Consider the following 22,491-nt stretch of genomic DNA (forward strand, 5'->3'; position numbering starts at 1 on the left):
GGTGATCAGCCCCGCGAAGGGTCGCTCAGGCCGATGATCGTCAGGTCGGTCATGCTCGTGTTCGGGATGTACCCGGCGATGTTCTCGCCCGGCAGGAACACGCTCGGCTCCTGGAGCAGCGGGACGATGGGCGCCAGCGCCATGACCTCCTCGTCGAACTCGCCCCATTCGGTGTTCGCCGCTTCGAGGTCGGTCATCGCCCGGATCTCGTCGATGCGGGCGTTGATGCCCGGGTCGTTGATCTGCGCGATGTTGGTGTTGCCCTTCTCGGTGATGACGCGGCCGTCGACCAGCGGCGGGACCATGGTGCTGGAGCTGGAGGCCCAGTCGGGGCACCAGCCGGTGATCGCGGCGTCGTGCATCTGCGAGGGCGTGCCGATCGTCTCGTAGAAGGTGGAGGTGTCGATGACGTTGAGCTGCACGTCCACATTGATCTTGGCGAGGGCCTGCTGGATGGATTCGGCCTGCGCCTGCATGATCGGGTTGGAGCGGATGTCGAGGGTGAACGAGAATCCGCCCTCGAGTCCCACGGACGCGAGCAGTTCCTTGGCCTTCTCCGGGTCGCCGGCGTTGCCTTCGCTCGGGTAGAGGTCGAAGTCCTTGTGGCCGTTGACCGCGTCGGGGATGATCGTGGTGGCCGGAAGGGCGAGCTGGTTGCCGCCCGAGGCGGTCTGGAGGGACGTGCGGTCGACGGCGTAGTTCATCGCCTGGCGCACTTCGAGTTTGTCGAAGGGCGCCTGGGTGGTGTCCATGCCCATGTAGGTGACGCAGTAGGCCTCGGCGCTGATGACCCGCTCCTGGAGTTCGGGGGTCTGGAGGCGCGCCAGAGTGGCCGGCTGGATCTTGCCGGAGATGGCGTTGACGTCGGAGCCCTGCCCGGCGAGGAGCCGCTCGTCGATCGTGGCGCCTTCGAGGCCGATCTCGAACTCCCACGCGTCCGGGTAGGCCTTGCGCACGTCGTCGGTGTCGGGGTCCCAGTGCTCGTTGCGCACCAGCTTGATGGAGCTGCCGGGCGTGTACGAGTCGAGGGTGTAAGGGCCTGAGGCGATGACGTCCTTGATGAACTCGTCGCCCGCGCCGGTGCCGACGGGGAACGGCACGGCGTTGACCTGCGACACCACGTTGTCGAACTCCGGGAACGGGGCCTTGAGGTGGAAGACGATGGTGCGCTCGTCGGGCGTCTCGATGCCCGGGTGCTCGCCGGACTGGTAGGGGCCGAGGTAATCGGCGGGGGCCTCGACGGTGTTCTTGAGCCAGGGCGAGCCGATGCCGATCTCGGGGTCCCAGGCGCGGGAGATGCCGAATTCGAGCTCGGCCGAGGTGATGGGGTCGCCGTTGTCGAACTTCAGGCCCTCTTTGAGGGTGTAGGTCCAGGTGAGGCCGTCTTCCGAAGGCGTGCCGAGGCTTTCGGCCATGTCGGGGACGACGGCGTTCGGGTCTTCGGCGTCGCCCGCGGCCTGCATGGTGAGGCCGCGGTAGACGAGGCGGTAGAAGGCGTTGACGCCGCCGTCCCAGCCGCGGGCGGGGTCGAGGTAGGAGAAGTCGGCGTTCTGGAGCATGTGGACGGTACCGCCGGTCTGGGGCGTGCCGCCGGGGCCGTCGCCGCCGGTCGCTTCCTGGTCGCCGCCGGAACAGGCGGTGAGCAGCAGCGCCGCGGCTGCGAGCGCCGCCGCCGCACGGGTTGCTTTTCTGATCATGGGGGGTCCTATCGCTAGTTCGCGCGGGCGTGCGGGGTGGGGGTGCGCATCGTTGGAACCCGCTGGCTGCCGGCCTCACGCCTTCGGATTCGCAGTAACATATCACATATCACATACCATTGGAATGGCGTGAGAATCGGGTTTCTTTAACCCGGTTAAGTCATGTACCGTGCCCATCGACATGCTGAAACGCGCTGCGGCGCCAAGACGATCGACTTCTCAAGCGCCGCAAGCCCTGTCCGCATCCTTCGAAGGAGCATCGTGAAGAACGGAACCTGGACACTCCTGCGCCGCGACGGCGTGGCCCTCGTCTTGGACGGGCGCGGCGCCGCCGCGCCGGCATCGGGCCTCCCGGCCGTGCTCCACTGGGGCGCCGACCTCGGACCGCTCGAAGCCGCGGACCTCGACGGGCTCGACCGGCTGACGGGACGGCAGACCGCACCGGGCACCCTCGACGCCGCGTGGCGGCTCTCCTTGGCGCCGCAGGAGTCCGAGGGCTGGTCGGGTCGTCCGGCGCTCCTCGCCACGAGGGACGGGCGACCGCTCTTCCCGCGCTGGACGGCGACCGTCGAGCAGACCGGCGAAGCCTCCGCGGAGGTCACCGCCGTCGATGCCGAAGCGGGCCTGACGCTGCTGACCCGGCTCGCGATCGGCGCGGGCGGACTCGTCCTGGTCGGCCACGAGCTGCGCAACGACGGCGGCGGGACCGTGGAGGTCGCCTGGCTGGAGGCGACGCTGCCCGTGCCGAAGACCGCCGATCACCTCACCTCCTTCACCGGCCGCTGGGCCCGCGAGAAGGCCCCGGCGACGTCCGCGATCCCGCGCGGCACCACCGTGCGCGAGTCGCGGCGCGGCCGCGGCGGCCACGACTCGCCGTGGGTCGCCCTGGCCTCCAACGGGACTCCGCGGAACCGGACCGGGAACGTGTGGGCCGTGCACCTCGGCTGGAGCGCCGACGTGCGCCACCGCACCGACCGCCACACCGACCACGTGACGCTGATCGGCGCGGGCGAGCTGCTGCGCCCCAACGAGATCCGCCTCGCGAGCGGCGATTCCTACCAGGCGCCGACCGCGTACTTCTCGTGGTCGGACACGGGCCTCGACGGCATCGCGGACCGCTTCCACACCTGGATGCGCGAGCGCCCCCAGCACCCGAAGACCGCCCGCCCGCTCGTGCTCAACACGTGGGAGGCCGTGTACTTCGACCACGACCCGGCGCGGCTGGAAGCCCTGGCGCGCAAAGCGGCCGAGATCGGCGTGGAGCGGTTCGTGCTCGACGACGGCTGGTTCATGGCCCGGCGCCACGACCGGTCCGGCCTCGGCGACTGGGAGGTCGACCCCGCGGTCTGGCCCGACGGCCTCGAACCGCTCGCCGAGCTAGTGCGGTCCCTCGGCATGCAGTTCGGCCTCTGGTTCGAGCCGGAGATGGTGAACCTCGACTCCGACCTCGCCCGCGCGCATCCCGACTGGCTGCTCGCCAATCCGGCCTCCGTGCCGTCCCCCGAAGGGATCTCGTTCCGCACGCAGTACGTGCTCGACCTCGCCAATCCCGCAGCGTTCGAGCACATCCGCTCGCAGATGTCGACGCTCGTCGAGCGGCTCGGCATCGCGTTCATCAAATGGGACCACAACCGCGACCTGGTCGAAGCGGTCCATGACGGGCGGCCGGGCACGCACCCGCAGACCCTCGCGACCTACCGGCTCATCGACCGGCTCAAGGCCGACCACCCCGGCCTCGAGATCGAGTCGTGCTCGTCCGGCGGCGCCCGCACCGACCTCGGGATCCTCGCGCGCACCGACCGGGTCTGGGCCTCCGACTCGAACGATCCCGTCGAGCGCCAGGAGATCCAGCGCTGGACGGAACTCGTGCTGCCGCCCGAGATGATCGGCGCCCACGTGGGCCCCTCCCCCGCCCACTCCTCCGGGCGGGCCACGCCGCTGTCTTACCGGATCGCGACCTCGCTGCAGGGATCGGCCGGGTTCGAATGGGACATCATGTCCTGCAACGAATCGGAGACCGAGCAGATCAAGGCGTTCGGCGCGCTCTACAAGGAGCTGCGCGGCCTGCTGCACACCGGCCGAGTCGTCCACCCCGACGTGGTGGACCCGGCGCTGCGCGTGCGCGGCGTCGTCGCGGCCGACCGCTCCGAAGCGGTGTTCACCATCGCCACGGTCGCCTCCATCGAAGACGCGCTGCCCGAGCGGGTCCGGCTCGACGGGCTCGACCCGCAGCGCCGCTACATGCTGCGGGTGCGGGACGAGATCGGCGACTCGAAGCACGGCTGGACGACGCCGCCGTGGCTCGGCAAGGACCCGGTCACCGTCTCGGGCCGCGTCCTCGCCGAGGTCGGACTGCAACCGCCGGGCCTATGGCCGGTGCAGGCGGTCATGATCCACCTGACCGCAGAATGATCTAGCGGCGCAACACGGTTCGGGCGGGGCCGCGCACTCGGTGCGAGGCCCCGTTTTCCGTGCACCCCGGTGTTAGGGTGAGCGCGCCGCGCGTCCCCCTCACCGCCCCTGGAGACCTCGATGGCGAACCGGCCTTCGGTCAGCCTTGTCATGGCGACCTGCGACAAGCGCGAATACCTCGCGTTCACGCTCGAATCGCTGCTCGCGCAGACCGAGTCGCGGTTCGAGGTGGTGGTGTGCGACGACGGGACGCGGGGCGGTGTAGCCGATGTGGTGGCGCCCTTCGCGAACCGGCTCGATCTCCAGGTCGTGGTGCAGGAGAACCGGGGCCGGGCGGCGGCTCGGAACGCGGCCCTTGAACGGGTCCAAGGGGATCTGGTCGTCTTCATCGACGACGACCGGCTGGCCGCACCCGGTTTCGTGGCCGCGCACGCGGACGCCGCGGACGGCGGCGGCGTGATCGGCTGGAAGCGGCGGGCGCTCACGTGGTGGCGGCCGGGGATGCTGCCGATCGGCGAGGCCGACCTGATGCGCCTGGCGTTCAGGGTGGGCGGGACCGCGCGGCTGCGCGAGCCGCTGCGGCTCCTGGAGGCGGGCGAGCTGGAGGCGGACGCCGAGGGCGCGCTGGCCCGCGTCGACCTGGGCGAGGAGCGGGACAACTACCGGCAGGTCGTCGAGGAGTTCGGGCCGGACCTGGAGGACTTCCGGTTCGGCTGGGGCCTGGCCACGACCGCGAACCTGGCGGTGCCGCGCGAGGCCGTCGCGGCGGTCGGCGGTTTCGATGAGGCCTTCACGGGCTGGGGTATGGAGGACACCGACCTGAGTTACCGGCTGCACCGGTCCGGGCTGCGGTTCACGGTGAACGCGGAGGCGGTGAACTATCACCAGGTGCACCCGCTCGCCGATCCCGATCCGGTCGCTGCCGGGCGGATCATGAAGGCGCAGTTGATGCGGAACCTCGCGCACTTCTGCGATCGGCACCGGTCGCTCGACGCGTACCTGTTCCGGGGGTACTGGTCGAACGCGATGAGCCTGACCGAGGCTGACGGGTTGCTGAAGCGGGCCGAGGCCGATCCGGCACTGCTCCGAGAACTGGAAACTTTTTATATGTCTCGGTAAATCAGCATCGGCCGGGAAGACCGTTGCGGTCGGTCGCGCCATCGGCTACGGTCGATCCGCGAGGCATGAAAACGATTCGACAAGCGGTGTCAGAGCACCGGCGAAGGAACCATATGAGCGAGCGAAAAGCCCTGGTCGTCCGAGGCGGATGGGAGGGGCACGCACCGGTCGAGGCGACTGAACTGTTTCTTCCCTTCCTGCGGGAGAACGGCTTCGAAGTGCGGGTCGAGGAGTCCCCCGAGGTGTACGCCGACACGGAAGCCCTCGCCGCGACCGACCTCATCGTCCAGAGCGTGACGATGTCCGAGATCAGCCACGACCAGCTCAAAGGCCTGCGCGACGCCGTCGCGGCGGGCACCGGCATGGTCGGCTGGCACGGCGGCATCGCCGACTCCTACCGGAACTCCTCGGACTACCTGCAGCTCATCGGCGGCCAGTTCGCGACCCACCCCTCCAAGGAACCGGGTATGTGCAAGGGGAGCCAGGAGGACAACTACCTGCCCTACACCGTCGAACTCACCGAGCTCGGCCGCAAGCACCCGATCATGGAGGGCCTCGAGGACTTCGAGCTCGACACCGAGCAGTACTGGGTGCTGCACGACGACCTCATCGACGTCCTCGCCACGACCACCCACCCCGTTCGGCCGTGGCACCCGTGGCACCGGCCGATCACCTCCCCGGCCGTGTGGACGCGCCAGTGGGGCGAGGGACGCATCGTCGTCGCCACCCCCGGCCACAGCGTCGACATCCTCCAGGACGAGAACGTCCGCACCATCATCGAAAGGGGCATGCTGTGGGCGACCCGCACGGCGTAGGCATTGTCGGCCTCGGAGCCATCTCCGGCCAGTACCTCAACACGTTCTCGGCTTGCCCGGGCATCCGCATCGCGGCCGTCGCCGATCTCAACGAGGCGCGCGCGGCCGAGGTCGCCGAGGCCACCGGGGCCGCGCCGCTCAGCGTGGACGAACTCGTCGCACACCCCGATGTGGACACCGTCCTCAACCTCACGATCCCCGCGGCCCACGCCGACATCGCACTGCGGGCCATCGCGGCGGGCAAGCACGTGTACGGAGAGAAGCCGCTCGCGGCCGCCTTCGACGACGCCGTGCGCGTGGTCGAGGCCGGCGACGCGGCGGGCGTGCGGGTCGGCTGCGCACCGGACACGGTGCTGGGCACCGGAACCCAGACCGCGCGAGCCGCGATCGACAAGGGCGACATCGGCACCCCGACGTTCGCCACGGCGACGATGATCGCCTCCGGCCACGAGCGCTGGCACCCGAACCCGGACTTCTACTACACCGAGGGCGGCGGGCCGCTGCTCGACATGGGGCCGTACTACGTGACCGCGCTCGTGCACCTGCTCGGCCCGGTCGTCTCGGTCACGGGCGCCTCCAGCCGCTCCCGCGACCAGCGGACCATCCACTCCGGTCCCCGTGCGGGCGAACAGGTTCCGGTCTCGATCGACACGCACGTCACCGGCATCCTCGAACACGCGGGCGGCGCGCTGAGCACCCTCGTGATGAGCTTCGACGGGCACGCCACGCAGGCCCCGAACATCGAAGTGCACGGCACCGAGGGCACCATCGGCGTGCCCGACCCGAACCACTTCGACGGCGAGGTGAGCCTCCACCGGATCGGCGACGACCGGATCGTGCTCCCGGCCAGCGCCGGGTACGCCGAATCGGGCCGGGGCGTCGGGCTCATCGACATGGCCCGGGCGCAGGGGGATCGGGCCCCGCGGGCGGACGGCGCGCTCGCGCTGCACGTCCTCGAGGTGATGACCTCGCTGCTGCGCTCTGCCGAAACGGGCGGGCGGCTGGACATCCGGACCACGGTGGCACGCCCGGAGCTGGTGCCGCTCACGGCTCATGCCGACTGGACCGCCGCCTGAAATATCGAAATTGATCAATCCGACAATCTTCACATTACCGTGGAGTAACGGTAGTCTCGCTTTTACGATCCGTCGACAGCGATGTTTCCGAACAGGAGACTGCCATGTCCACTCCCCGGAACAGGATCACCGCTGCGCTGGCCGCAGCGGTGTTCTCTACCCTTACTCTGTCCACAATGGCCTCATCGGCCCAGGCGGCGGAACGGCCCGATCCCGTTCCGCTGCCCGACCACCTCGAGGCCGTGCGCGCCGCCGAAGCGACCGAGCTCTACGGCGGCCCCGGCATCCTCCCCCTCGAGCAGCGCAAGACCTCGCTGGTCTCCATGGGCGACAGCGAGATCTCCGGCGAAGGCGTCGGCAACTACGAGCCCGGCACGCACACGGACGGCAACTGGTGCGACCGCTCGCTCGACCAGGCGCTCTTCCGCACCGGCATCGAGAGCGACGAGCGGTACAACGTCGCGTGCTCCGGCGCCGCCTCCCCGCACCTGCTCGAGGGCAGCGGCGAGCAGCAGTGGAACGAGCTCAACCAGGGCGACCAGCTCGCGATCAAGGCCCGCAATACCCACGTGAAGCTGGTGTGGATCGTGGTGGGCGCCAACGATGCCGGCGGCATCGAGTTCGGGCCGGTCGCCACCGAGTGCGCTACCAACCGCATCCTGTTCCTCGGGCCGTGCTGGGACAGCCACACCGACGACTGGGCGGCCCGCGTCGAGGTCAGCCAGGAGGGCGTCGAGAACGCCATCGACGGCGTCCGCGAGACCATGAACGACGCCGGTTACCTCGCCACGGACTACGACCTCGTCGTCATGTCCTACCCCAGTCCCGGCGGGCCCGATGTGGAGGACAACCCGGACTTCCCCGGCTGGTACGCGGGAGGCTGCCTGCTCTACCTCGCTGACGCGGCCTTCGCGCGGAACAAGGCCGTGCCCCTGTTCGAGCAGGGCATCCGCGAGGCCGCGCTCGGGAAGGGCGCGCGCTACCTCGACGCGCAGCGTCTCTTCGACGGCCACGGCGTGTGCGAGGCGCAGCCGTGGGCGCGCGGCGTCTACGTCGAAGTGGGCGAGCTGCCTTCAGAGCACGCGTTCCGGCAGTCGCTGCACCCCAACTACCTCGGGCACGGGGCGTTCGCGCAGTGCATCACCGAGTTCTACGAGCATCCGGAGTGGCCGACCTCGACGTGCGTCGACCCGGCGAGCACCGGCAGCGCCGTGCTCTACGAAGGGCTGCTCGAATTCCAGGACCTCAAGAGTTCGGGCGGCTTGTGCGCCGACGCCGAGGGCTACGACTCCCGCAACGGCACCGAACTCATCGCCTGGAACTGCAACGGCGCCCGCAATCAGGGCTTCTGGTTCGACGAGGAGCGGGGCTCGCTGCACGTGGAGCTGAGCCACGACCGCTGCGTCGACGTCGAGAGCGGCCGGATGCAGGCCGGGACCCCGCTGGTCCTGTGGGACTGCCACGGCGGGCTGAACCAGGAGTTCGACGCGACCGGCACCGGCATCCACCCCGTCGGCCACCCGGACCTGTGCCTCGGCTTCGACGGCACTGGGACGGGTGCATCGCTGGTCCTGACGCAGTGCGGACCGACTGCCTTGGTCCTCACCGACCGCGACTACGCCGACCCGGCAGGTTACGGTTACGACGACTGGATCGGAGCGAGCGTCTACTAAAGAATGAAGGGCTCGCCTTGAGGCGCGCGACCGAGATCGGCCCGCGTCTCAGGCGAGCTTCAATCCGTCAGCGACGAAGAAGTAAGAGTTCACCCAGTGTCGTTGGCGGGGCTGGATGGTGTCGCTGGCGGCCCGATGGCGGGGTGGCGCCGGGTGGCGTCGGTGGATCGGGGGCGCTTTGGTTGCGCCACAGGCTGTCAGCGACGGCGAAGTGGCGAGCCGATCGCGATTGGTTGGCCGGGCCGGGATGTCTTCGGGCCGGCTTCAAGCGGTCAGCGACGGAGAGGCGAGAGGTTGCTCGGGGCGGCTGGCCGGGGCCGGGTCGTCTTCGGCGTGCGGTTCAGGCGGGCAGCGATGAAGAGGTGAGCGGCTGCCCGGGGTGCGTCGCCGGGGTGGGGCCGGTCGTCGCCACCGAACAGGCGATGCGGGCCGGGCGGGCGGGGCCGGTTGCCGCTTCCGGCCGGGCCGGGCGGATTCGTGCCGGTGCCGAAGCGACCGGGCGAGTCCGGCTCGAAGCCACAGCGACCGTGGTGGACTGCGGAGCGACAAAGCAGGCGGCGATGCGGGAGCCGTCAGCGGCGGGCATCCCCTCGGTCGCGGCTGCGGTGCGGGCCATGCGCACGGTCGTGGTCGTCATGTCCTCTCGCCTCCTTCCCGCTACTCCTCGCGCTTCCCGTGCCTCGGCCTCCCTGGCCTAGGCTTCCGATTCAGGCTTCGGCTTTCGCCTGAGCCTGCGATCAGCGACCCGACCTTCACAGGCACCAGCCGCCAGACCCCTGCCTCCGCATACTTCGGGGCACCGGCCTCCAAACCATTGCCCCTCTTGCACATCGGGGGGCGCTGGCCTCCAGACCCTCACTCCCACTCGCATATCGGGGGGCGCTGGCCTCTTCATTCTTGGCCCTTGGCTCCTGATCCTCCGATCGGGCCTGGACCTGCCGGCAGGCACCGTTCAAGCGCCTGCCGCTGTCCGTCCCGGGTCTTACCCGGTCCGGGGGTGCATGCCGTGTCACCTGTCCCTGCCAGGACAGTTCAACGGCTGATCGCAAAGGGCCGTGGCCGAGTGACGCCGGAGCTCCTCATGGCTCCGACACCGGTCTCAACGTCCGTGCAATGCAGGCATATGGCCAGAGGCTTATGTCGTAGTCTGCTTACCACCATATCGTTCACCTACACGGATTCCGTATCCCTGTACGTAACTCAATTATCCCCACCGCAGACCCCGCCGTCATCACCCACACGCAGGGAAAACCCTCACGTTCGACGCCCGGTCGCGCCCAAACCCGACCAGACCCCTTGCGCCCCAAGCCAACACAAACCCGCCACCCGACATCCGAGGCCATCCATCCACCTCCCCGTCGCTGCCCGCTTGAACTCCGGGAAACTCGCGAGCAGTTTCGAACAGACGCCCTCGGTTGAACCCAGCCTCAAGGAGGGCGAACCTCTTCGCGGGCACGTCGAGACGCGTAGGCTTCGTCCTTGGGACGCATCGGGAAGGGACTTGCAGATGGCATCCGAGGAGCGCGAAGTCGACCTGGTCGTGATCGGCGCCGGGGCGGTCGGTGAGAACGTCGCCGACCGCGCAGTCAAAGGCGGCCTGGAGACGGTGATCGTCGAACGCGAACTCGTGGGCGGAGAATGCTCGTACTGGGCGTGCATGCCGTCGAAGGCGCTGCTCCGCCCGGTGCAGGTGCTCGGCGCGGCCCGGGCGCTCCCGGGGGTGGCCGAGGCCGTTGACGGCGGGCTCGATGTGCCTGCGGTGCTTCGCAGGCGCGACGCGATCACCAAAGGATGGTCCGACGACGGCCAAGTGAGCTGGCTCGAGAGCGCGGACATCGACCTGGTGCGCGGCAGCGCCGAGTTGAGCGGCGAACGCGAGGTCACCGTGACGGCGAAGGACGGGAGCACCACGGTGCTGCGGGCCCGGCACGCCGTCGCGCTCGTGACCGGGTCGACCCCGAACCTGCCGGACATTCCCGGTCTGCGCGAAGCGAAGCCGTGGACGAGCCGGGACGCGACGAGCGCGAAGTCCATCCCGAAAAGCCTCGCGATCATCGGCGGCGGCGTGGTCGCGGTCGAGATGGCCACCGTGTTCAAGGCGCTCGGCGCGGCGGTCACGATGATCGCCCGGCGCGGCGTGCTCGACGTCGTCGAGCCGTTCGCGGCCGAGCGCGTGGCCGGGTCGCTGCGGTCGCAAGGGGTCGAGATCCTCACGGACACCACGACACTGCGCGTCGAGCGCACTGAAGGCGATGTCCTGGTCGAGACCGACAACGGCACGGTCGCGACCACCGAGCTGCTGGTCGCCGCAGGTCGTTCGCCCGCCACCGCCGGGCTCGGCCTGGAGCGGATCGGGCTCGACCCCGGGAAGCGGCTCGAGGTCGACGACACGTTGCGCGTCAACGGCTTCGACTGGCTGTACGCCGTCGGCGACGTCAACGGGCGGGCGCTGCTGACCCACCAGGGCAAGTACCAGGCGCGCGCGGCGGGCGACGTGATCGCTGCCCGCGCCGCGGGCCGACCGGTCGACGACGCGCCTTGGGGCGCGCACGTCGCCACCGCCGACCACGACGCGGTCCCGCAGGTCATCTTCACCGACCCGGAGATCGCGGCAGTCGGGCCCACGGCCGAACAGGCTCGCGCGCAAGGCAGGTCGATCCGGGTCGTGGACTACGACCTCGGCTGGGTCGCCGGCGCGAGCGTCGCCCGCGACGACTTCCAGGGCGCCGCGCGGATGATCGTGGACGAGGACCGCGGCGTCATGATCGGGGCGACGTTCGTGGGCCCGGACGTGGCCGAGCTCGTGCACGCGGCGACCACCGCCATCGTCGGCGAGGTCCCCATCGACCGGCTCTGGCACGCCGTGCCGTCCTACCCCACGGTGAGTGAGATCTGGCTGCGGCTGCTCGAGGAGTACGGGCGACCGTCCTAGGGCCTGTCCGGTGAATCCGGGTGCGGCGATATCCGCGTCGATGTGTTCGCTGGCAAGGCGGAAGGGCCGCTGAATACCGGTGTTGCGTGCAGAGGCCCGGCACCGCGGCGAGCGGGATAGCGGCCTTCCGGATTCACCGGAGAGGCCCTGAGCATGACGCTCGCGAGGCGGGCGCGCACGGCGAGGGCCGCGCAGGCGATCACGGCGAGCCCGCCCGCCACAGTGGACCAGGTGAGCGGTTCGCCGAGGAGCAGCGCCGCCCAGGCGATCGTCATCACCGGCTGCGTGAGCTGCACTTGGCTGACTTGCGCCATCGGGCCGATAGCAAGGCCCCGGTACCAGGCGAAGAAGCCCAGGTACATGCTCACGGCGGCAAGGTAGGCGAACGCCAGCCACTGCACGGCTGTCGCCGACGGCGGCTCCTGCGCGATCGCGATGCCGCCCAACGCGATCATGACCGGAGCGGCGAGGATCAGCGCCCACGACACCGTCTGCCAGGCGCCGAGTTCGCGCGAGAGCAGCCCGCCTTCCGCGTAGCCGATCGCGGCGGCCGCCACCGCCCCGAAGAAGAGCAGGTCGCTGACGCCCAGCGACCCGAACCCGCCGCCCTGCAACGCCGCGAAGCACACCGCGGCGACAGCGCCGAGACCGGCGAACGTCCAGAACGAGCGCGCCGGGCGCTCCTTCACCCGCAGCACCACCATGATCGCCGTCGCCGCCGGGAGCAGGGCGACCACCACCGCACCGCGCCCGGCGGTGGAGGTGGTGAGCGCGTACGAGGTGAGCATAGGGAAGCCGACCACCACCCCGCCCGCGACGATCGCGAGCCGACCCCATTGGGCCGCAGAGGGAAAGCGCTGTCGGGTCGCGGCCAGCGCGACGGCCGCGAGCCCCGCTGCGATGACGGCGCGGCCGGAGCCGATGAACAGCGGCGAGAGGCCCGCGACCGCGATGCGGGTGAACGGGAGGGTGAAGGAGAACGCCAGGACCCCGAGGAAGCCCCACCACAGGCCCGCGTGCTGCGATAGCGCGGGCCGTGAATCTACGATAGTGCTACTATCTATCTTCATGTCGAATGGTAGCACTCAGCGGATTGTGAACGGCCTGCGCGCGTGGATCGCGACCGCGCCGCCGGGTGCGAAGGTCCCTACGAACCGGGAGCTGATGCGGGAGTATGGGGCCGGGCCGGTCACCGTGCAGAAGGCGATGCACGCCCTCAACGCGCTCGGACTGGTGGAGAGCCGGCCCGGGGTGGGCACCTTCGTGCGGGCGGTGCGCGCGCCGCGGGCGGCGGACTTCGGTTGGCAGACGGCTGCTTTGGGTGCTCCTCATGCACGTCTGCCGATCGTGTCCTCGACGCAGCGGTCGGCGGCGCCGGACGCGATCAGCCTGCATTCGGGTTATCCGGACCGGGAACTGCTTCCGGAGCGGATGGTGCGGGCGGCGCTTTCGCGGGCGGCGAAGTCCGAGGCGGCGCTGACGCGCTCGCCGATGCGCGGGCTGCCGGAACTGCAGTCGTGGTTCGCGGCCGAGCTGGGTGCTACCGCCCCGGCCGGGACGGCCGCGCCGACGGCCCGCGACGTGATGATCGTGTCGGGCAGCCAAAGCGGTCTCAGCTCGGTGTTCCGCTCGGTCGTGGGTCCGGGCCGCCCGCTCCTCATCGAGTCGCCCACGTACTGGGGCGCGATCCTCGGTGCCGAGCAGTCCGGGTTGACGCTGGTGCCGATCCCCAGCGGCCCTGAGGGTCCGGACCCGGAGGAGCTGGACCGGGCGTTCCGGCAGACGGGGGCGCGGGCGTTCTACGCGCAGCCCACGTTCGCGAACCCGACCGGGGTGCAGTGGTCGCCGCGGCGCGGGCGGGAAGTGCTTGCGGTCGTGCGGGAGCACGGGGCGTTCCTCATCGAGGACGACTGGGCGCATGATCTCGCGATCGACGCGGAGCCGGCTCCCCTTGCGGCCCATGACGACGGCGGGCACGTGATCTATCTGCGGTCGCTGACGAAGAGCGTGTCCCCCGCGCTGCGGGTGGCGGCGGTGGTCGCGCGCGGGCCGGTGCGCGACCGGATCGTGGCCGACCAGGGGTCCGAGGCGATGTACGTCAGCGGCGTCCTGCAGGCGGCCGCGCTCGACGTGGTCACGCAGCCGGGGTGGCGAAACCACTTGCGCGGCTTCAGGAACCAGGTGCGACTGCGCCGGGACCTCCTCATCGACGCGCTCAGTGAGCACACCCCGGGCGCGGCGCTCGAGCGCGTCCCGGCCGGCGGTCTCAACCTGTGGCTGCGCGTGCCCGAAGGCACCGATGTCGAACGGCTGGTGCGGGACTGCGATTCCCGGGGGCTCCTCATCGCTCCCGGCACGGAGTGGTTTCCGGCCGAGGCCGCCGGGCCCTACGTCAGGGTCAATTTCGCGGGCCCGGCGCCGGACCGGTTCCCGGAGGCGGCGCGGCTCCTGCAGGCCGGGTTGGAAGAGCAGTCTTGAAAACGGCTTGGCATCGCGACCTATCCTAGGTACCTTAGGTTAAAACCTAGGAAGGTTAGGAAACCCATGCCGCGCGTAGGACTCACCCGGGACGCATTGATCAGTGCCGCGGCGGACGTCGCCGACGAGATCGGCTTCGAGCACCTCACACTCGCGGTGCTGGCCAAGCGGTTCGGCGTGCGCGACGCGAGCCTGTACACGCATGTACGCGGGCTCTCCGACCTCATGGAGGGCGTGGCGCTGCTCGCCCACGACGAGTGGGCGGAGGTCCTAGGGCAGGCCGTGGCCGGACGCTCCGGCCACGCGGCCCTGACCGCCTTCGCCGACGCGTACCGGGCGTTCGCGACCGGGCATCCGGGCCGGTACGCCGCCACCCGGTACCCCATCGCGCCTGAGCGGCTCGCGGCCTCCCAGGGCGTCGCCCGCATCATCGAGGCCTGCTACGCCCTGCTGCGCGGCTACGACCTGCCCGAACCGGACGCCACTGACGCGGTCCGGTTGCTGCGCAGCACCTTCCACGGTTTCAGCGACCTTGAGGCCACCGGCGGCTTCACCGCCGACCGCTCCCTGGACGCGTCGTGGCGGCGCGCGGTCGACGCGCTGCACCACACCCTGACCGAATGGTCGCGGATTTGAACCCAGACAGGAGCAACCCCATGCGGCAACGCAACATCACCCGCGAGAACACCGCTGTGGCGTACAACCGCCGCGGCGAGGGCCCGCCGCTGCTGCTCATCCCCGGCGGCTCGGGCCACGGCGGCGTCCTCGAGCGGCTCGCCGACCAGCTCGCGGACGCCTACGACGTCGTCACCATGAGCAGCCGCGTCGCCTCACCGCAGCAGCCCGGCACCGTGCTCGGCGACCAGCACCCGAAGACCCACGCCGAAGACGCCGTCGGCCTGGTCGACGCGCTCTTCGACGAGGCGCCGATCGTGGTCGGCTTCAGTTCCGGGGCCGTCACCACCCTCGAACTGCTCGCCCACCACCCCGAGCACGTCCGCCTCGCCGTGGTCCACGAACCCCCGCTCGTGCACCTGCTGCCCGAGGCCGCGAGACTGCTGGCCGAAATCAAGGCCGTGCGCGAAATGGCGCGCGCCGAGAACTTCGCCGGAGCGGGAACCGCCATGGCCGCCTTGATGATCGACACCGACATCAGGTTCGAGGCCCCGGCAGTGCGGCAATTCGGTTCCTGGACCGAGGGCTACGCGGACACCGCGTCCGAATCGCCGACCCCGGAGCTGCTGGAGCTCATCGGCCGGCTCGGCGACCTGCAGCCGCTGTTCCTGGAGCACGTGCTGGTCCAGTTCACCGGCTATGAACCGGATCTGGCCGCGCTCGAAGCGCAGGCCGACCGGCTCTTCCTGGCCGTGGGAATCGACTCGAGAAAGGACCTGCCGTTCCAGACCGCGGCAGCCCTGGCCTCCCGGCTCGGCCTGCCACTCACCGAATTGCCGGGCGGGCACCTGGGTTCGGTCGAGCGCCCGACGCAGTTCGGTGGCGCACTCAAGGCGCTCCTCAGTGCGAGCTCTGATCACGTTCCGCCACAATAGACCGATGGAAACCTTTACCGCCCCAGAGAAGATGAGCCGCGACATGCGCCGCAACGGCGTCACGATCTGCGCGTTCTTCGCCCTCGGCTGGTTCATCGGCGGCGCCGGAGCGCTCGGCGACGGCGCCGCCTACTGGATCGGGCTCGCACTGGCGGCCGCCGTGAGCATCGGCCTCGTCATCGCGGTCCCCCGCGTCGGCTCCTCCCGCGAGCGGCCGCGCGAACTGCCGAAGGACTGGCGGCGCCGGTACGGGATCTGGATCGCCTTCGAGGTCGTGCTCATCGTCGCCGCGATCCTCGTGCTCCGCGGACTCGACCTCACAGGCTTCCTTCCGGGAACGATCGCGGCCATCGTCGGCGCGCACTTCATCCCGCTGGCCCGCGCGTTCGACGAGCCGAAGTACCGCTGGACCGGGTACGCGATGATCGTCGCCGGGATCGCGGGCATCGCCGCGGGTACCGGCGGGGTCGTCCTCGCCGGGGCGGTGGCCGGTTTCGGTTCGGCTGCAGCGCTTTGGGCCACCGGCGTGGCGGTCGTCAAGCGCGGCTGAGCCCTCGCCGCCGCGATACAGTCGGCGCATCGCGACGGAGACGAGGGACGGGATGACGGCACCGATCGAGGCTTCGCGGCGGTCGCGCGTGCGAGGATCGCTGCTGCTCGCGGCGTGCGCGGACGCCCTGGGCTCGGCCTTTGAGGGACAGCGGGCCATTCGGCCCGGACTCGTGGACCGCGCCGTCGACCGCGCGGAACCGCCCTTCGGCTGGACCGACGACACCGCGCAGATGCTCGTCCTCGCCGAACACCTCGCCGGCCGACGCGGCCGGATCGAACCCGGCGCGCTCGCCGCGGCCTTCGCCGCCGCGTGGACGGCCGAGCCCTGGCGGCTACGGACTCGGTGCGGCGCAGATGCTCTCGCAGATCACCGGCGGCACGCCGTGGCAGCGGGCGGCCCGGGCGGTCTTCGGCGGCGCCGGGTCGCTCGGCAACGGCGCGGCCATGCGCGTCGCCCCGGTCGGGCTCGTCCCGGGCAGGAGCCTCGACGAGGTGGCCGCCATCGCGATCGATTCGGCCGAGGTCACGCACGTCCACCCCGAGGGTGTCGAAGGCGCGGTCGCGCAGGCGCTGACGGTCGCCATCGCCTCCAGAGGCCTACTCCCCCAAGCGAACGAGGTGATCGAGCAGATCGCCTCCCGCACCGGCACCGCGTTCGCCGCCGAACTGCGGGCGGTTCCAGCGCTCCTCGAAGGCCCGCCTCAGGCCATCAGTGAACGCTTCCACTGCGATGCAACGGCTCTGGGCTCGGTACCGGCGGCGATCGCGGTGTTCCTGCGCCATCCCGACGACCCGGTGGCCCTCGTCAAGGAGGCGATCGGGCTCGGCGGCGACACCGACACCATCGCCGCGATGGCGGCGGCCGCATGCGGAGCCTACTGCGGTGAAACCGCCGTCCCCGAAACGTGGACGGCGGGCCTCGAGCAGGCCGAGCGGGTGCGCACCGCCGCCGACCGCATCGCCGCGCTGGTGCCCTGAGGCCTCCTTGAGAGGTTGCCGTGTCCGACGACGGGCCACGGATCGACCGGCTCGGGAGACGCGCCCGCGAGCCGGTGCGAGGATTGATCGGAGACCAACGGCGGCTATAGAAGTCAGGAGTGCTCATGGAGGTCAGCGGAGTCTTCGCGGACGCGTTCTCACGGGTGCGGGAGGAAGTGCACGCGGTGCTGGACGGGCTCTCGCAGGAGGACCTGGACGCGCGACCGGGACCCGGGGCGAATTCGATCGGGTGGCTGGTGTGGCATATCGCCCGCGTCCAGGACGACCACGTCTCGGACGTTGCCGGGCGGGAGCAGACCTGGACCGCGGGCGGCTGGCACGACCGATTCGCACTCGAGCTCGAGCCCCGCGACATCGGATACGGGCACACGAGCGAACAGGCGGAGCAGGTCAGCGGCATCAAAGCGGCCGAGCTGCGGACGTATTACGACGCTGTCCACGCGGCGACCCTCGAGTACGTCGAGACCCTCACAGCCGACGACCTCGACCGGATCGTGGACACGCGCTGGGACCCGGCGGTGACCCTCGGCGTGCGGCTGGTGAGCGTCGTCAACGACAACCAGCAGCACACTGGTCAGGCGGCGTACGTGCGCGGCCTGCTCGGATCACGTTGAGCCGCAGCGTCAGGAGTCGCTGAGGAGCCCGGGCAGCACGTCGCCGATCGGTTCGCGGAGCACGGTGTCGGCGACCTCGTCGTACGGGGTCGGTTCGGCGTTGAGGATCACGAGGCGGGCGCCGTGGGCCAGCGCGTAGTCGCAGAGCCCGGCGGCGGGGTAGACGCCGAGCGAGGTGCCGATCGCGATGAAGAGGTCGGCTTCGCGGGTGGCCTCGACGGCGGCGTCGAGGACGTCGCCGTCGAGCTGCTGGCCGAAGGAGATGGTCGCTGATTTGAGGATGCCGCCGCAGGTGAGGCAGGGCGGATCGGTCTCGCCCGCTTCGAGTCGGGGCAGGACCTCGGTCATGGGCATCCTTGCCCCGCAATCGAGGCAGGCGGCGTCGCGGGCGGTGCCGTGGATCTCGATGACGCGTGCGGGGTCGGAGCCGGCGGCCTGGTGGAGGCCGTCGGTGTTCTGGGTGACGATGGCGCGCAGCCGTCCGGTGCGTTCGAAGTCGGCGAGGGCGCGGTGGGCGGCGTTCGGCTTGGCGGTCCACAGGGGACTTTTGCGGCGGGCGGCCCACGCCTGGCGGCGGACGTCGGGGTCGGCGAGGTAGTTGTCGATGGTGAAGAGCTTCTCGGCGGCGGGATTCTTGGTCCAGACCCCTTGGGGGCCGCGGAAGTCGGGGATACCGGAGTCGGTGGAGACTCCGGCGCCGGTGAGGACCGTGATCGAGGCGGCCTCGCCGAGCAGGCGGGCCACCTCGGCGGCGGTAGTGGTGCTCATCTGACGGAAGGTACCGCAGACCGAGCGGCTCAGGCGCCCGCGGGCATGGTCTCGGGGGCGAAGGCGAAGGAGATCCGCTCCATGAGGGCTTTGTGCTTGGTGTTGTGGAAGGACGCGATCCGCCAGTGCCCGTCGGCCTCGCGGACGATGGTGTAGGTCTGGGCCTTGGTGAGTTTGACGCCCTCCGGTCGCTTGCCGCCCTTGACGACGTCGCCGTTGCTGGAGACGATCGCGGCGTCGGGGCCGATGAAGCGGACGGCGACGATCTCGTCGGCGAGGGTGGAGCCTTTGAGGAACATGCGGAAGAGGGCGGCGTGGGCGCGGGCGATCTCCTGGCGGCCCTGGTAGCGGGTGCCGACCCAGGTCACGTAGGTGGCGTCGGCGGTGAAGCAAGCGCCGTACGCGGTGGCGTCGCCCGCGTTCCAGGCGGCGACGGTGTCGCGGATGACGGCCTCGACGGCTTCGGTGTCGGCGGTGCGCTCGGTGTTCACGGCGGTCTCCTTCTGGTAACTTGTTAGCTGCATTGAAGCATTATCTGCATTCATGCAGATATTAGATTAGCGAAGGTGACCTTGAGATGTCAAGACCCGACCTGGAGCGGCTCGGCGCGGTCTACCCGCGCTACCTCAACGCGATCGTCCTCCACGGCCTCGCGACCGCCCAGGCGGTCGGCCTCGGGCCCACCGACCTGTACGCGGTGGGCACACTCTCCTTCTACGGCCGCATGACCTCCGGCGACCTCGCCGCCAAGACGGGGCTCACCACCGGGGCCACCACGCGCCTCATCGACCGACTCGAGCAGCGCGGCCTCGTCCGCCGCGTCACGGACCCGGCCGACCGCCGCCGGGTGCTGGTCGAAGCCGTCGAAACCGATGCGCTCGAGCTGGACGCCGCGCTCGCGCCCGCGCGCGACAAGCTCGGCGAGGTCTTCGCGGCCTGCTCCCCCGCCGAGATCGCCGCCCTCACCGACCACTTCGAACGGGCGACCCCGGCGTTCCACGAGGCGATCGAGATGATCCGGGAATCGGACTGAAGGACACGACTCGACACTGGACAGCACACTCTCGGCCCTGCGAGAATGGCGCGCGTTCACAGCCTCACGGATGGGAAGCAACCCCTATGCGCCGCAAGTCCATGACCACGAGCGTCCTCAACGTGCTGCTGCAGCCGACGATGTCGACCCGGCGCGATCCCGACAAGATCTTCGACGGCATCGTCGCGAAAGCCGAGCGGTCCACCCGGGGCGACCGCGCCGCGATCGGCGAGTTCCTCGACGGGATGCGGTACCTGACGCGCTGCTTCGCCGAGAGCCCGCGCCTGAGCCCGATGGGCTGGCAGAGCGTCCAGGGCGACCTGCGCCTGCGGATCGAGAACCGCCTGCGCGTGCAGCGCCTGGTCACCGAGCATCCCGAGATCGCCGCCGAGCCGATCGAGAAGCCGGTCTTCATCGTCGGGCTCCCTCGCACTGCGACCACCTTGGCCCACAACATCATCGCCAAGTCCGCCGACCACCGCGGCCCGGCCCTGTGGGAGTGGATGTTCACCGACATCGACCGCGGCGAGGAGGAGCGGCGCCGCCGCATCCGGCAGACCGAGCGCCTGGTCGGCACGTTCATGCGCCTCGCCCCGGCGTTCAAGGTCATCCACCCGCTGAACGCCCAGAAGCCCGACGAGTGCAACTACCTGCTGCCGCACGGCCACCAGCACCTCGCCCGGGTCCACATGCCGAGGTACTACAAGTGGATCGGGCAGCACGACGTGCTGCCCGACTACGAGTACTTGAAGCTCGCGCTGCAGGTGCTGCAGTTCGGGCGCGAGCGCAAGCGGTGGATCCTCAAGTCGCCCATGCATCTCGACCACCTGCCGGAGATCCGGAAGGTCTTCCCGGACGCGACCATCGTGTGGACGCACCGCGACCCGATCACCGTGCTCGGCTCCCTGTGCTCGCTCGTCGAGTCCTCGCAGGTCATGCACGAGCGCAACCCGGACCTGCACGCCATCGGCGAGACCTGGCTCCGCATCCAGTCGACCGCGATCGACCGCGCCCGGAAGGCGCGCGTCGACTGGCCGCGGTCCTCGTTCGTCGACGTCCCATACCCGTGGCTGGCCGCCGAGCCGCACGACAAGGTGCCGCTCCTGTACGAACGCCTGGGTGCCAAGTGGACCGACGCCGACGCCCGCGCCCTTGACTCCGTCCTCGCCCGCCCCGGCGTCGGCCGCCAGCACGAATACGAACTCGCCCGCTACGGCCTCAGCCCCCAGCGGGTGGAGGACGCTTTCGGCGACTACCCGAGAATGGTGGAGAAGCTCCGCCTCGACTGACGCGCCATGACCTCGTCGTACTCGGAGAAGTAGCCGTCGATCCCCACGAGCACTTGCAGGGCCTCCTCGGAGTCAGCGAAGTCGACCGCTTCGGCCACGGCTCGGCGCACCTCGGGGCTGATGGACCAGCGGAGCATCTGCTGCCGCAGGTCCGAGGCAGGAGGCTCCACCGGACCGAGCATGCTGTGCAGTAGCTCAGGCGCGTATATCTGCAGGTCGGCGAGATGGGCCGCTGCGGCCGGCTGCCGCAGCGACGCCGTCCACTCGTTCAAGTGGGGGGTGAGATCGGGTTCGGCTAGACCGATGGCGAAGAGCAGATCCTCGGCATCGACGTCGCTCGGGTAGGTCGCGAGCGTCCTGGTCCAGAGAATTTGCTCCAGCTCGCGGATCGCTTGCCGCTCTTCGGGAGCCCAGTCGGCACAGCCTGCGATAGCCAACCGGGAGAGAACGTGGTCGAGCTCGGGAAAGTTGAACCCGGTCGTGCAGGCGATCTCGAGGAGCCGAGGCAGGAAGTAGCGGAAGTCGGCCTCCGAGCCGATGGTGGACATGACACTCGCGAGATACGGCCGCAGCGAGTCGGCGGACAGCTCTCGCAAGGGCACCGGTGCCAGCAGTGCCGCTTGCTCACGCTCGTTCCAGCAGTGCGAGCAGCCTTCGATCGTCGCGGGCTTCGGCACCGAGGCGAAGGCGGTGTACAGCCGGTCGCCGGCGCCTTGGAGGGAGTCCGGTGAGGTCACTCGTGGACTGTAATCCCGCGGATGCACTCTCAGCCATCGAGTTTGCGGCGGAGGATCGGGGGGTTGAGGAGGGCGGCGTCTCCTCGGCGGTAGAGGCGGGCCGGGCGGCCTGGTTCGCCTTCGGTTGAGCGGCCGGTGGATTCGACGAAGCCGGGCGTGGTCGTGGCCTTGCGGTGGAAGTTGCGCGGGTCGATCTTCTCGCCCCAGACCGCCTCGTAGACCTGCCGGAGCGCGGCGATGGTGAACTCGGGCGGGCAGAACGCCGCTGCCAGAGGCGTGTACTCCAGTTTGGAGCGGGCGCGTTCGATGCCGTCGGCGAGGATGCGGTCGTGGTCGAACGCGAGGCCGTGGGCGCCGATCGGCTTCCAGGCGGCCGCCGCCGCGTCCGTTCCCGCTGTCGGGGCGGGCAAGTCGGGCAGGAACGCCAGGTAGGCGACGGTGACGACGCGGCCGCGCGGGTCGCGGTCGGGGTCGCCATAGCTGCCGAGCTGTTCCAAGTGGCCGCCCGGACCGTCGAGGCCGGTCTCCTCCCCGAGCTCGCGACGCGCGGCCGAAGTCAGGTCCTCGTCGGCGTGGACGAAGCCGCCGGGCAGCGCCCACTGGTTGAGGTGGGGTTCCAGACCCCGTTGCACGAGAAGCACGTTCAACTCGCCGTCGCGGACCGTGAGGACCACGAGGTCGACAGTGACGGCAAACACCGGATAACTCATTATCACCACCTTGACGATAATCTATCACGTGCATTAT

20 protein-coding genes and 1 pseudogene are annotated in these 22,491 nt (G+C 70.1%); 14 read left to right on the forward strand and 7 right to left on the reverse strand.

Features of this window, described 5'->3' with window-relative positions; all coding sequences use genetic code 11:
• Window positions 1–5: 5 nt before the first annotated feature.
• Window positions 6–1,697 carry an ABC transporter substrate-binding protein gene (locus O1R50_RS19525; RefSeq protein ID WP_270111859.1) on the reverse strand — a complete coding sequence of 564 codons (1,692 nt, stop codon included), beginning with the start codon at window positions 1,695–1,697 and terminating at the stop codon, window positions 6–8.
• A gap of 261 nt (window positions 1,698–1,958) precedes the next feature.
• On the opposite strand from O1R50_RS19525, the gene O1R50_RS19530 reads away from it, so the two are divergent.
• The 5 genes from O1R50_RS19530 to O1R50_RS19550 all read left to right on the forward strand — a co-directional run bounded on the left by O1R50_RS19530 (window position 1,959) and on the right by O1R50_RS19550 (window position 8,792).
• The gene (locus O1R50_RS19530) at window positions 1,959–4,109 is read left to right on the forward strand and encodes an alpha-galactosidase (protein WP_270111860.1); all 2,151 of its coding nucleotides are present in this window, start codon (window positions 1,959–1,961) and stop codon (window positions 4,107–4,109) included.
• Window positions 4,110–4,229: 120 nt separating this feature from the next.
• Window positions 4,230–5,228, forward strand: coding sequence for a glycosyltransferase family 2 protein (locus O1R50_RS19535; protein WP_270111861.1), 999 nt, complete (start codon window positions 4,230–4,232; stop codon window positions 5,226–5,228).
• A gap of 113 nt (window positions 5,229–5,341) precedes the next feature.
• The gene (locus O1R50_RS19540; protein WP_270111862.1) at window positions 5,342–6,043 is read left to right on the forward strand and encodes a ThuA domain-containing protein; all 702 of its coding nucleotides are present in this window, start codon (window positions 5,342–5,344) and stop codon (window positions 6,041–6,043) included.
• Complete coding sequence (locus O1R50_RS19545) at window positions 6,022–7,119, forward strand: Gfo/Idh/MocA family protein (protein WP_270111863.1); 1,098 nt, start codon at window positions 6,022–6,024, stop codon at window positions 7,117–7,119. The genes O1R50_RS19540 and O1R50_RS19545 overlap by 22 nt, the downstream gene beginning before the upstream one ends.
• A 176-nt stretch (window positions 7,120–7,295) precedes the next feature.
• Window positions 7,296–8,792 carry a ricin-type beta-trefoil lectin domain protein gene (locus tag O1R50_RS19550; protein WP_270111864.1) on the forward strand — a complete coding sequence of 499 codons (1,497 nt, stop codon included), beginning with the start codon at window positions 7,296–7,298 and terminating at the stop codon, window positions 8,790–8,792.
• Window positions 8,793–9,132: 340 nt separating this feature from the next.
• Here the strand turns inward: O1R50_RS19550 and O1R50_RS19555 are convergent, their stop codons facing one another.
• Window positions 9,133–9,429: a hypothetical protein gene (locus O1R50_RS19555; RefSeq protein ID WP_270111865.1), complete on the reverse strand. Its 297-nt coding sequence runs from the start codon at window positions 9,427–9,429 to the stop codon at window positions 9,133–9,135.
• 870 nt (window positions 9,430–10,299) lie between these two features.
• Here O1R50_RS19555 and O1R50_RS19560 point away from each other — a divergent pair.
• Window positions 10,300–11,724 (forward strand): dihydrolipoyl dehydrogenase family protein, encoded by a 1,425-nt coding sequence (locus O1R50_RS19560; protein WP_270111866.1) that lies wholly within the window; start codon window positions 10,300–10,302, stop codon window positions 11,722–11,724.
• Here O1R50_RS19560 and O1R50_RS19565 read toward each other — a convergent pair.
• Entirely contained in the window at window positions 11,721–12,794 is a 1,074-nt protein-coding gene (locus O1R50_RS19565) for a DMT family transporter (RefSeq protein WP_270111867.1), read from the reverse strand. The two genes, O1R50_RS19560 and O1R50_RS19565, sit on opposite strands and share 4 nt — an antisense overlap.
• Here O1R50_RS19565 and O1R50_RS19570 point away from each other — a divergent pair.
• The 6 genes and pseudogenes from O1R50_RS19570 (at window position 12,793) to O1R50_RS19595 (ending at window position 17,917) form a co-directional block, all read left to right on the forward strand.
• A complete protein-coding gene (locus O1R50_RS19570) occupies window positions 12,793–14,202 on the forward strand; it encodes an aminotransferase-like domain-containing protein (protein ID WP_408612755.1) in 1,410 nt (469 codons plus the stop codon). The genes O1R50_RS19565 and O1R50_RS19570 overlap by 2 nt on opposite strands.
• A gap of 66 nt (window positions 14,203–14,268) precedes the next feature.
• Window positions 14,269–14,838, forward strand: a complete 570-nt coding sequence (locus O1R50_RS19575; RefSeq protein WP_270111869.1) for a TetR/AcrR family transcriptional regulator — start codon at window positions 14,269–14,271, stop codon at window positions 14,836–14,838.
• Between the two features lie 20 nt (window positions 14,839–14,858).
• Window positions 14,859–15,752, forward strand: coding sequence for an alpha/beta fold hydrolase (locus tag O1R50_RS19580; protein WP_270111870.1), 894 nt, complete (start codon window positions 14,859–14,861; stop codon window positions 15,750–15,752).
• A 4-nt stretch (window positions 15,753–15,756) separates the two neighbouring features.
• A complete protein-coding gene (locus O1R50_RS19585) occupies window positions 15,757–16,302 on the forward strand; it encodes a hypothetical protein (protein WP_270111871.1) in 546 nt (181 codons plus the stop codon).
• Between the two features lie 52 nt (window positions 16,303–16,354).
• Window positions 16,355–17,282 (forward strand): annotated as a pseudogene (locus O1R50_RS19590) (ADP-ribosylglycohydrolase family protein).
• A gap of 125 nt (window positions 17,283–17,407) precedes the next feature.
• Window positions 17,408–17,917: a mycothiol transferase gene (locus O1R50_RS19595; protein WP_270111872.1), complete on the forward strand. Its 510-nt coding sequence runs from the start codon at window positions 17,408–17,410 to the stop codon at window positions 17,915–17,917.
• A 9-nt stretch (window positions 17,918–17,926) separates the two neighbouring features.
• On the opposite strand, the gene O1R50_RS19600 is transcribed toward O1R50_RS19595, so the two are convergent.
• Window positions 17,927–18,685 carry an SIR2 family NAD-dependent protein deacylase gene (locus tag O1R50_RS19600; RefSeq protein ID WP_270111873.1) on the reverse strand — a complete coding sequence of 253 codons (759 nt, stop codon included), beginning with the start codon at window positions 18,683–18,685 and terminating at the stop codon, window positions 17,927–17,929.
• 29 nt (window positions 18,686–18,714) lie between these two features.
• Window positions 18,715–19,209: an SgcJ/EcaC family oxidoreductase gene (locus tag O1R50_RS19605; RefSeq protein ID WP_270111874.1), complete on the reverse strand. Its 495-nt coding sequence runs from the start codon at window positions 19,207–19,209 to the stop codon at window positions 18,715–18,717.
• Between the two features lie 53 nt (window positions 19,210–19,262).
• On the opposite strand from O1R50_RS19605, the gene O1R50_RS19610 reads away from it, so the two are divergent.
• Window positions 19,263–19,718 carry a MarR family winged helix-turn-helix transcriptional regulator gene (locus O1R50_RS19610; protein ID WP_270111875.1) on the forward strand — a complete coding sequence of 152 codons (456 nt, stop codon included), beginning with the start codon at window positions 19,263–19,265 and terminating at the stop codon, window positions 19,716–19,718.
• Window positions 19,719–19,804: 86 nt separating this feature from the next.
• Window positions 19,805–21,007 carry a sulfotransferase family protein gene (locus tag O1R50_RS19615; RefSeq protein ID WP_270111876.1) on the forward strand — a complete coding sequence of 401 codons (1,203 nt, stop codon included), beginning with the start codon at window positions 19,805–19,807 and terminating at the stop codon, window positions 21,005–21,007.
• Here O1R50_RS19615 and O1R50_RS19620 read toward each other — a convergent pair.
• Both O1R50_RS19620 and O1R50_RS19625 read right to left on the reverse strand, forming a co-directional pair.
• The gene (locus O1R50_RS19620) at window positions 20,971–21,744 is read right to left on the reverse strand and encodes a hypothetical protein (RefSeq protein ID WP_270111877.1); all 774 of its coding nucleotides are present in this window, start codon (window positions 21,742–21,744) and stop codon (window positions 20,971–20,973) included. The two genes, O1R50_RS19615 and O1R50_RS19620, sit on opposite strands and share 37 nt — an antisense overlap.
• A 29-nt stretch (window positions 21,745–21,773) precedes the next feature.
• Window positions 21,774–22,454, reverse strand: a complete 681-nt coding sequence (locus O1R50_RS19625; RefSeq protein ID WP_270111879.1) for an NUDIX hydrolase — start codon at window positions 22,452–22,454, stop codon at window positions 21,774–21,776.
• Window positions 22,455–22,491 lie beyond the last annotated feature (37 nt).

This window comes from Glycomyces luteolus (genome assembly GCF_027622875.1).
In the GTDB taxonomy this organism is placed as follows: Bacteria; Actinomycetota; Actinomycetes; order Mycobacteriales; family Micromonosporaceae; genus Glycomyces; species Glycomyces luteolus.

Coding starts and splice junctions, on each gene's coding strand:
- O1R50_RS19525 (WP_270111859.1), bottom strand. CDS start 1,697: ATGATCAGAAAAGCAACCCGTGCGGCGGCGGCGCTCGCAGCCGCGGCG.
- O1R50_RS19535 (WP_270111861.1), top strand. CDS start 4,230: ATGGCGAACCGGCCTTCGGTCAGCCTTGTCATGGCGACCTGCGACAAG.
- O1R50_RS19540 (WP_270111862.1), top strand. CDS start 5,342: ATGAGCGAGCGAAAAGCCCTGGTCGTCCGAGGCGGATGGGAGGGGCAC.
- O1R50_RS19550 (WP_270111864.1), top strand. CDS start 7,296: ATGGCCTCATCGGCCCAGGCGGCGGAACGGCCCGATCCCGTTCCGCTG.
- O1R50_RS19555 (WP_270111865.1), bottom strand. CDS start 9,429: ATGACGACCACGACCGTGCGCATGGCCCGCACCGCAGCCGCGACCGAG.
- O1R50_RS19560 (WP_270111866.1), top strand. CDS start 10,300: ATGGCATCCGAGGAGCGCGAAGTCGACCTGGTCGTGATCGGCGCCGGG.
- O1R50_RS19570 (WP_408612755.1), top strand. CDS start 12,793: ATGTCGAATGGTAGCACTCAGCGGATTGTGAACGGCCTGCGCGCGTGG.
- O1R50_RS19565 (WP_270111867.1), bottom strand. CDS start 12,794: ATGAAGATAGATAGTAGCACTATCGTAGATTCACGGCCCGCGCTATCG.
- O1R50_RS19575 (WP_270111869.1), top strand. CDS start 14,269: ATGCCGCGCGTAGGACTCACCCGGGACGCATTGATCAGTGCCGCGGCG.
- O1R50_RS19580 (WP_270111870.1), top strand. CDS start 14,859: ATGCGGCAACGCAACATCACCCGCGAGAACACCGCTGTGGCGTACAAC.
- O1R50_RS19585 (WP_270111871.1), top strand. CDS start 15,757: ATGGAAACCTTTACCGCCCCAGAGAAGATGAGCCGCGACATGCGCCGC.
- O1R50_RS19595 (WP_270111872.1), top strand. CDS start 17,408: ATGGAGGTCAGCGGAGTCTTCGCGGACGCGTTCTCACGGGTGCGGGAG.
- O1R50_RS19600 (WP_270111873.1), bottom strand. CDS start 18,685: ATGAGCACCACTACCGCCGCCGAGGTGGCCCGCCTGCTCGGCGAGGCC.
- O1R50_RS19605 (WP_270111874.1), bottom strand. CDS start 19,209: ATGCAGCTAACAAGTTACCAGAAGGAGACCGCCGTGAACACCGAGCGC.
- O1R50_RS19610 (WP_270111875.1), top strand. CDS start 19,263: ATGTCAAGACCCGACCTGGAGCGGCTCGGCGCGGTCTACCCGCGCTAC.
- O1R50_RS19615 (WP_270111876.1), top strand. CDS start 19,805: ATGCGCCGCAAGTCCATGACCACGAGCGTCCTCAACGTGCTGCTGCAG.
- O1R50_RS19625 (WP_270111879.1), bottom strand. CDS start 22,454: ATGAGTTATCCGGTGTTTGCCGTCACTGTCGACCTCGTGGTCCTCACG.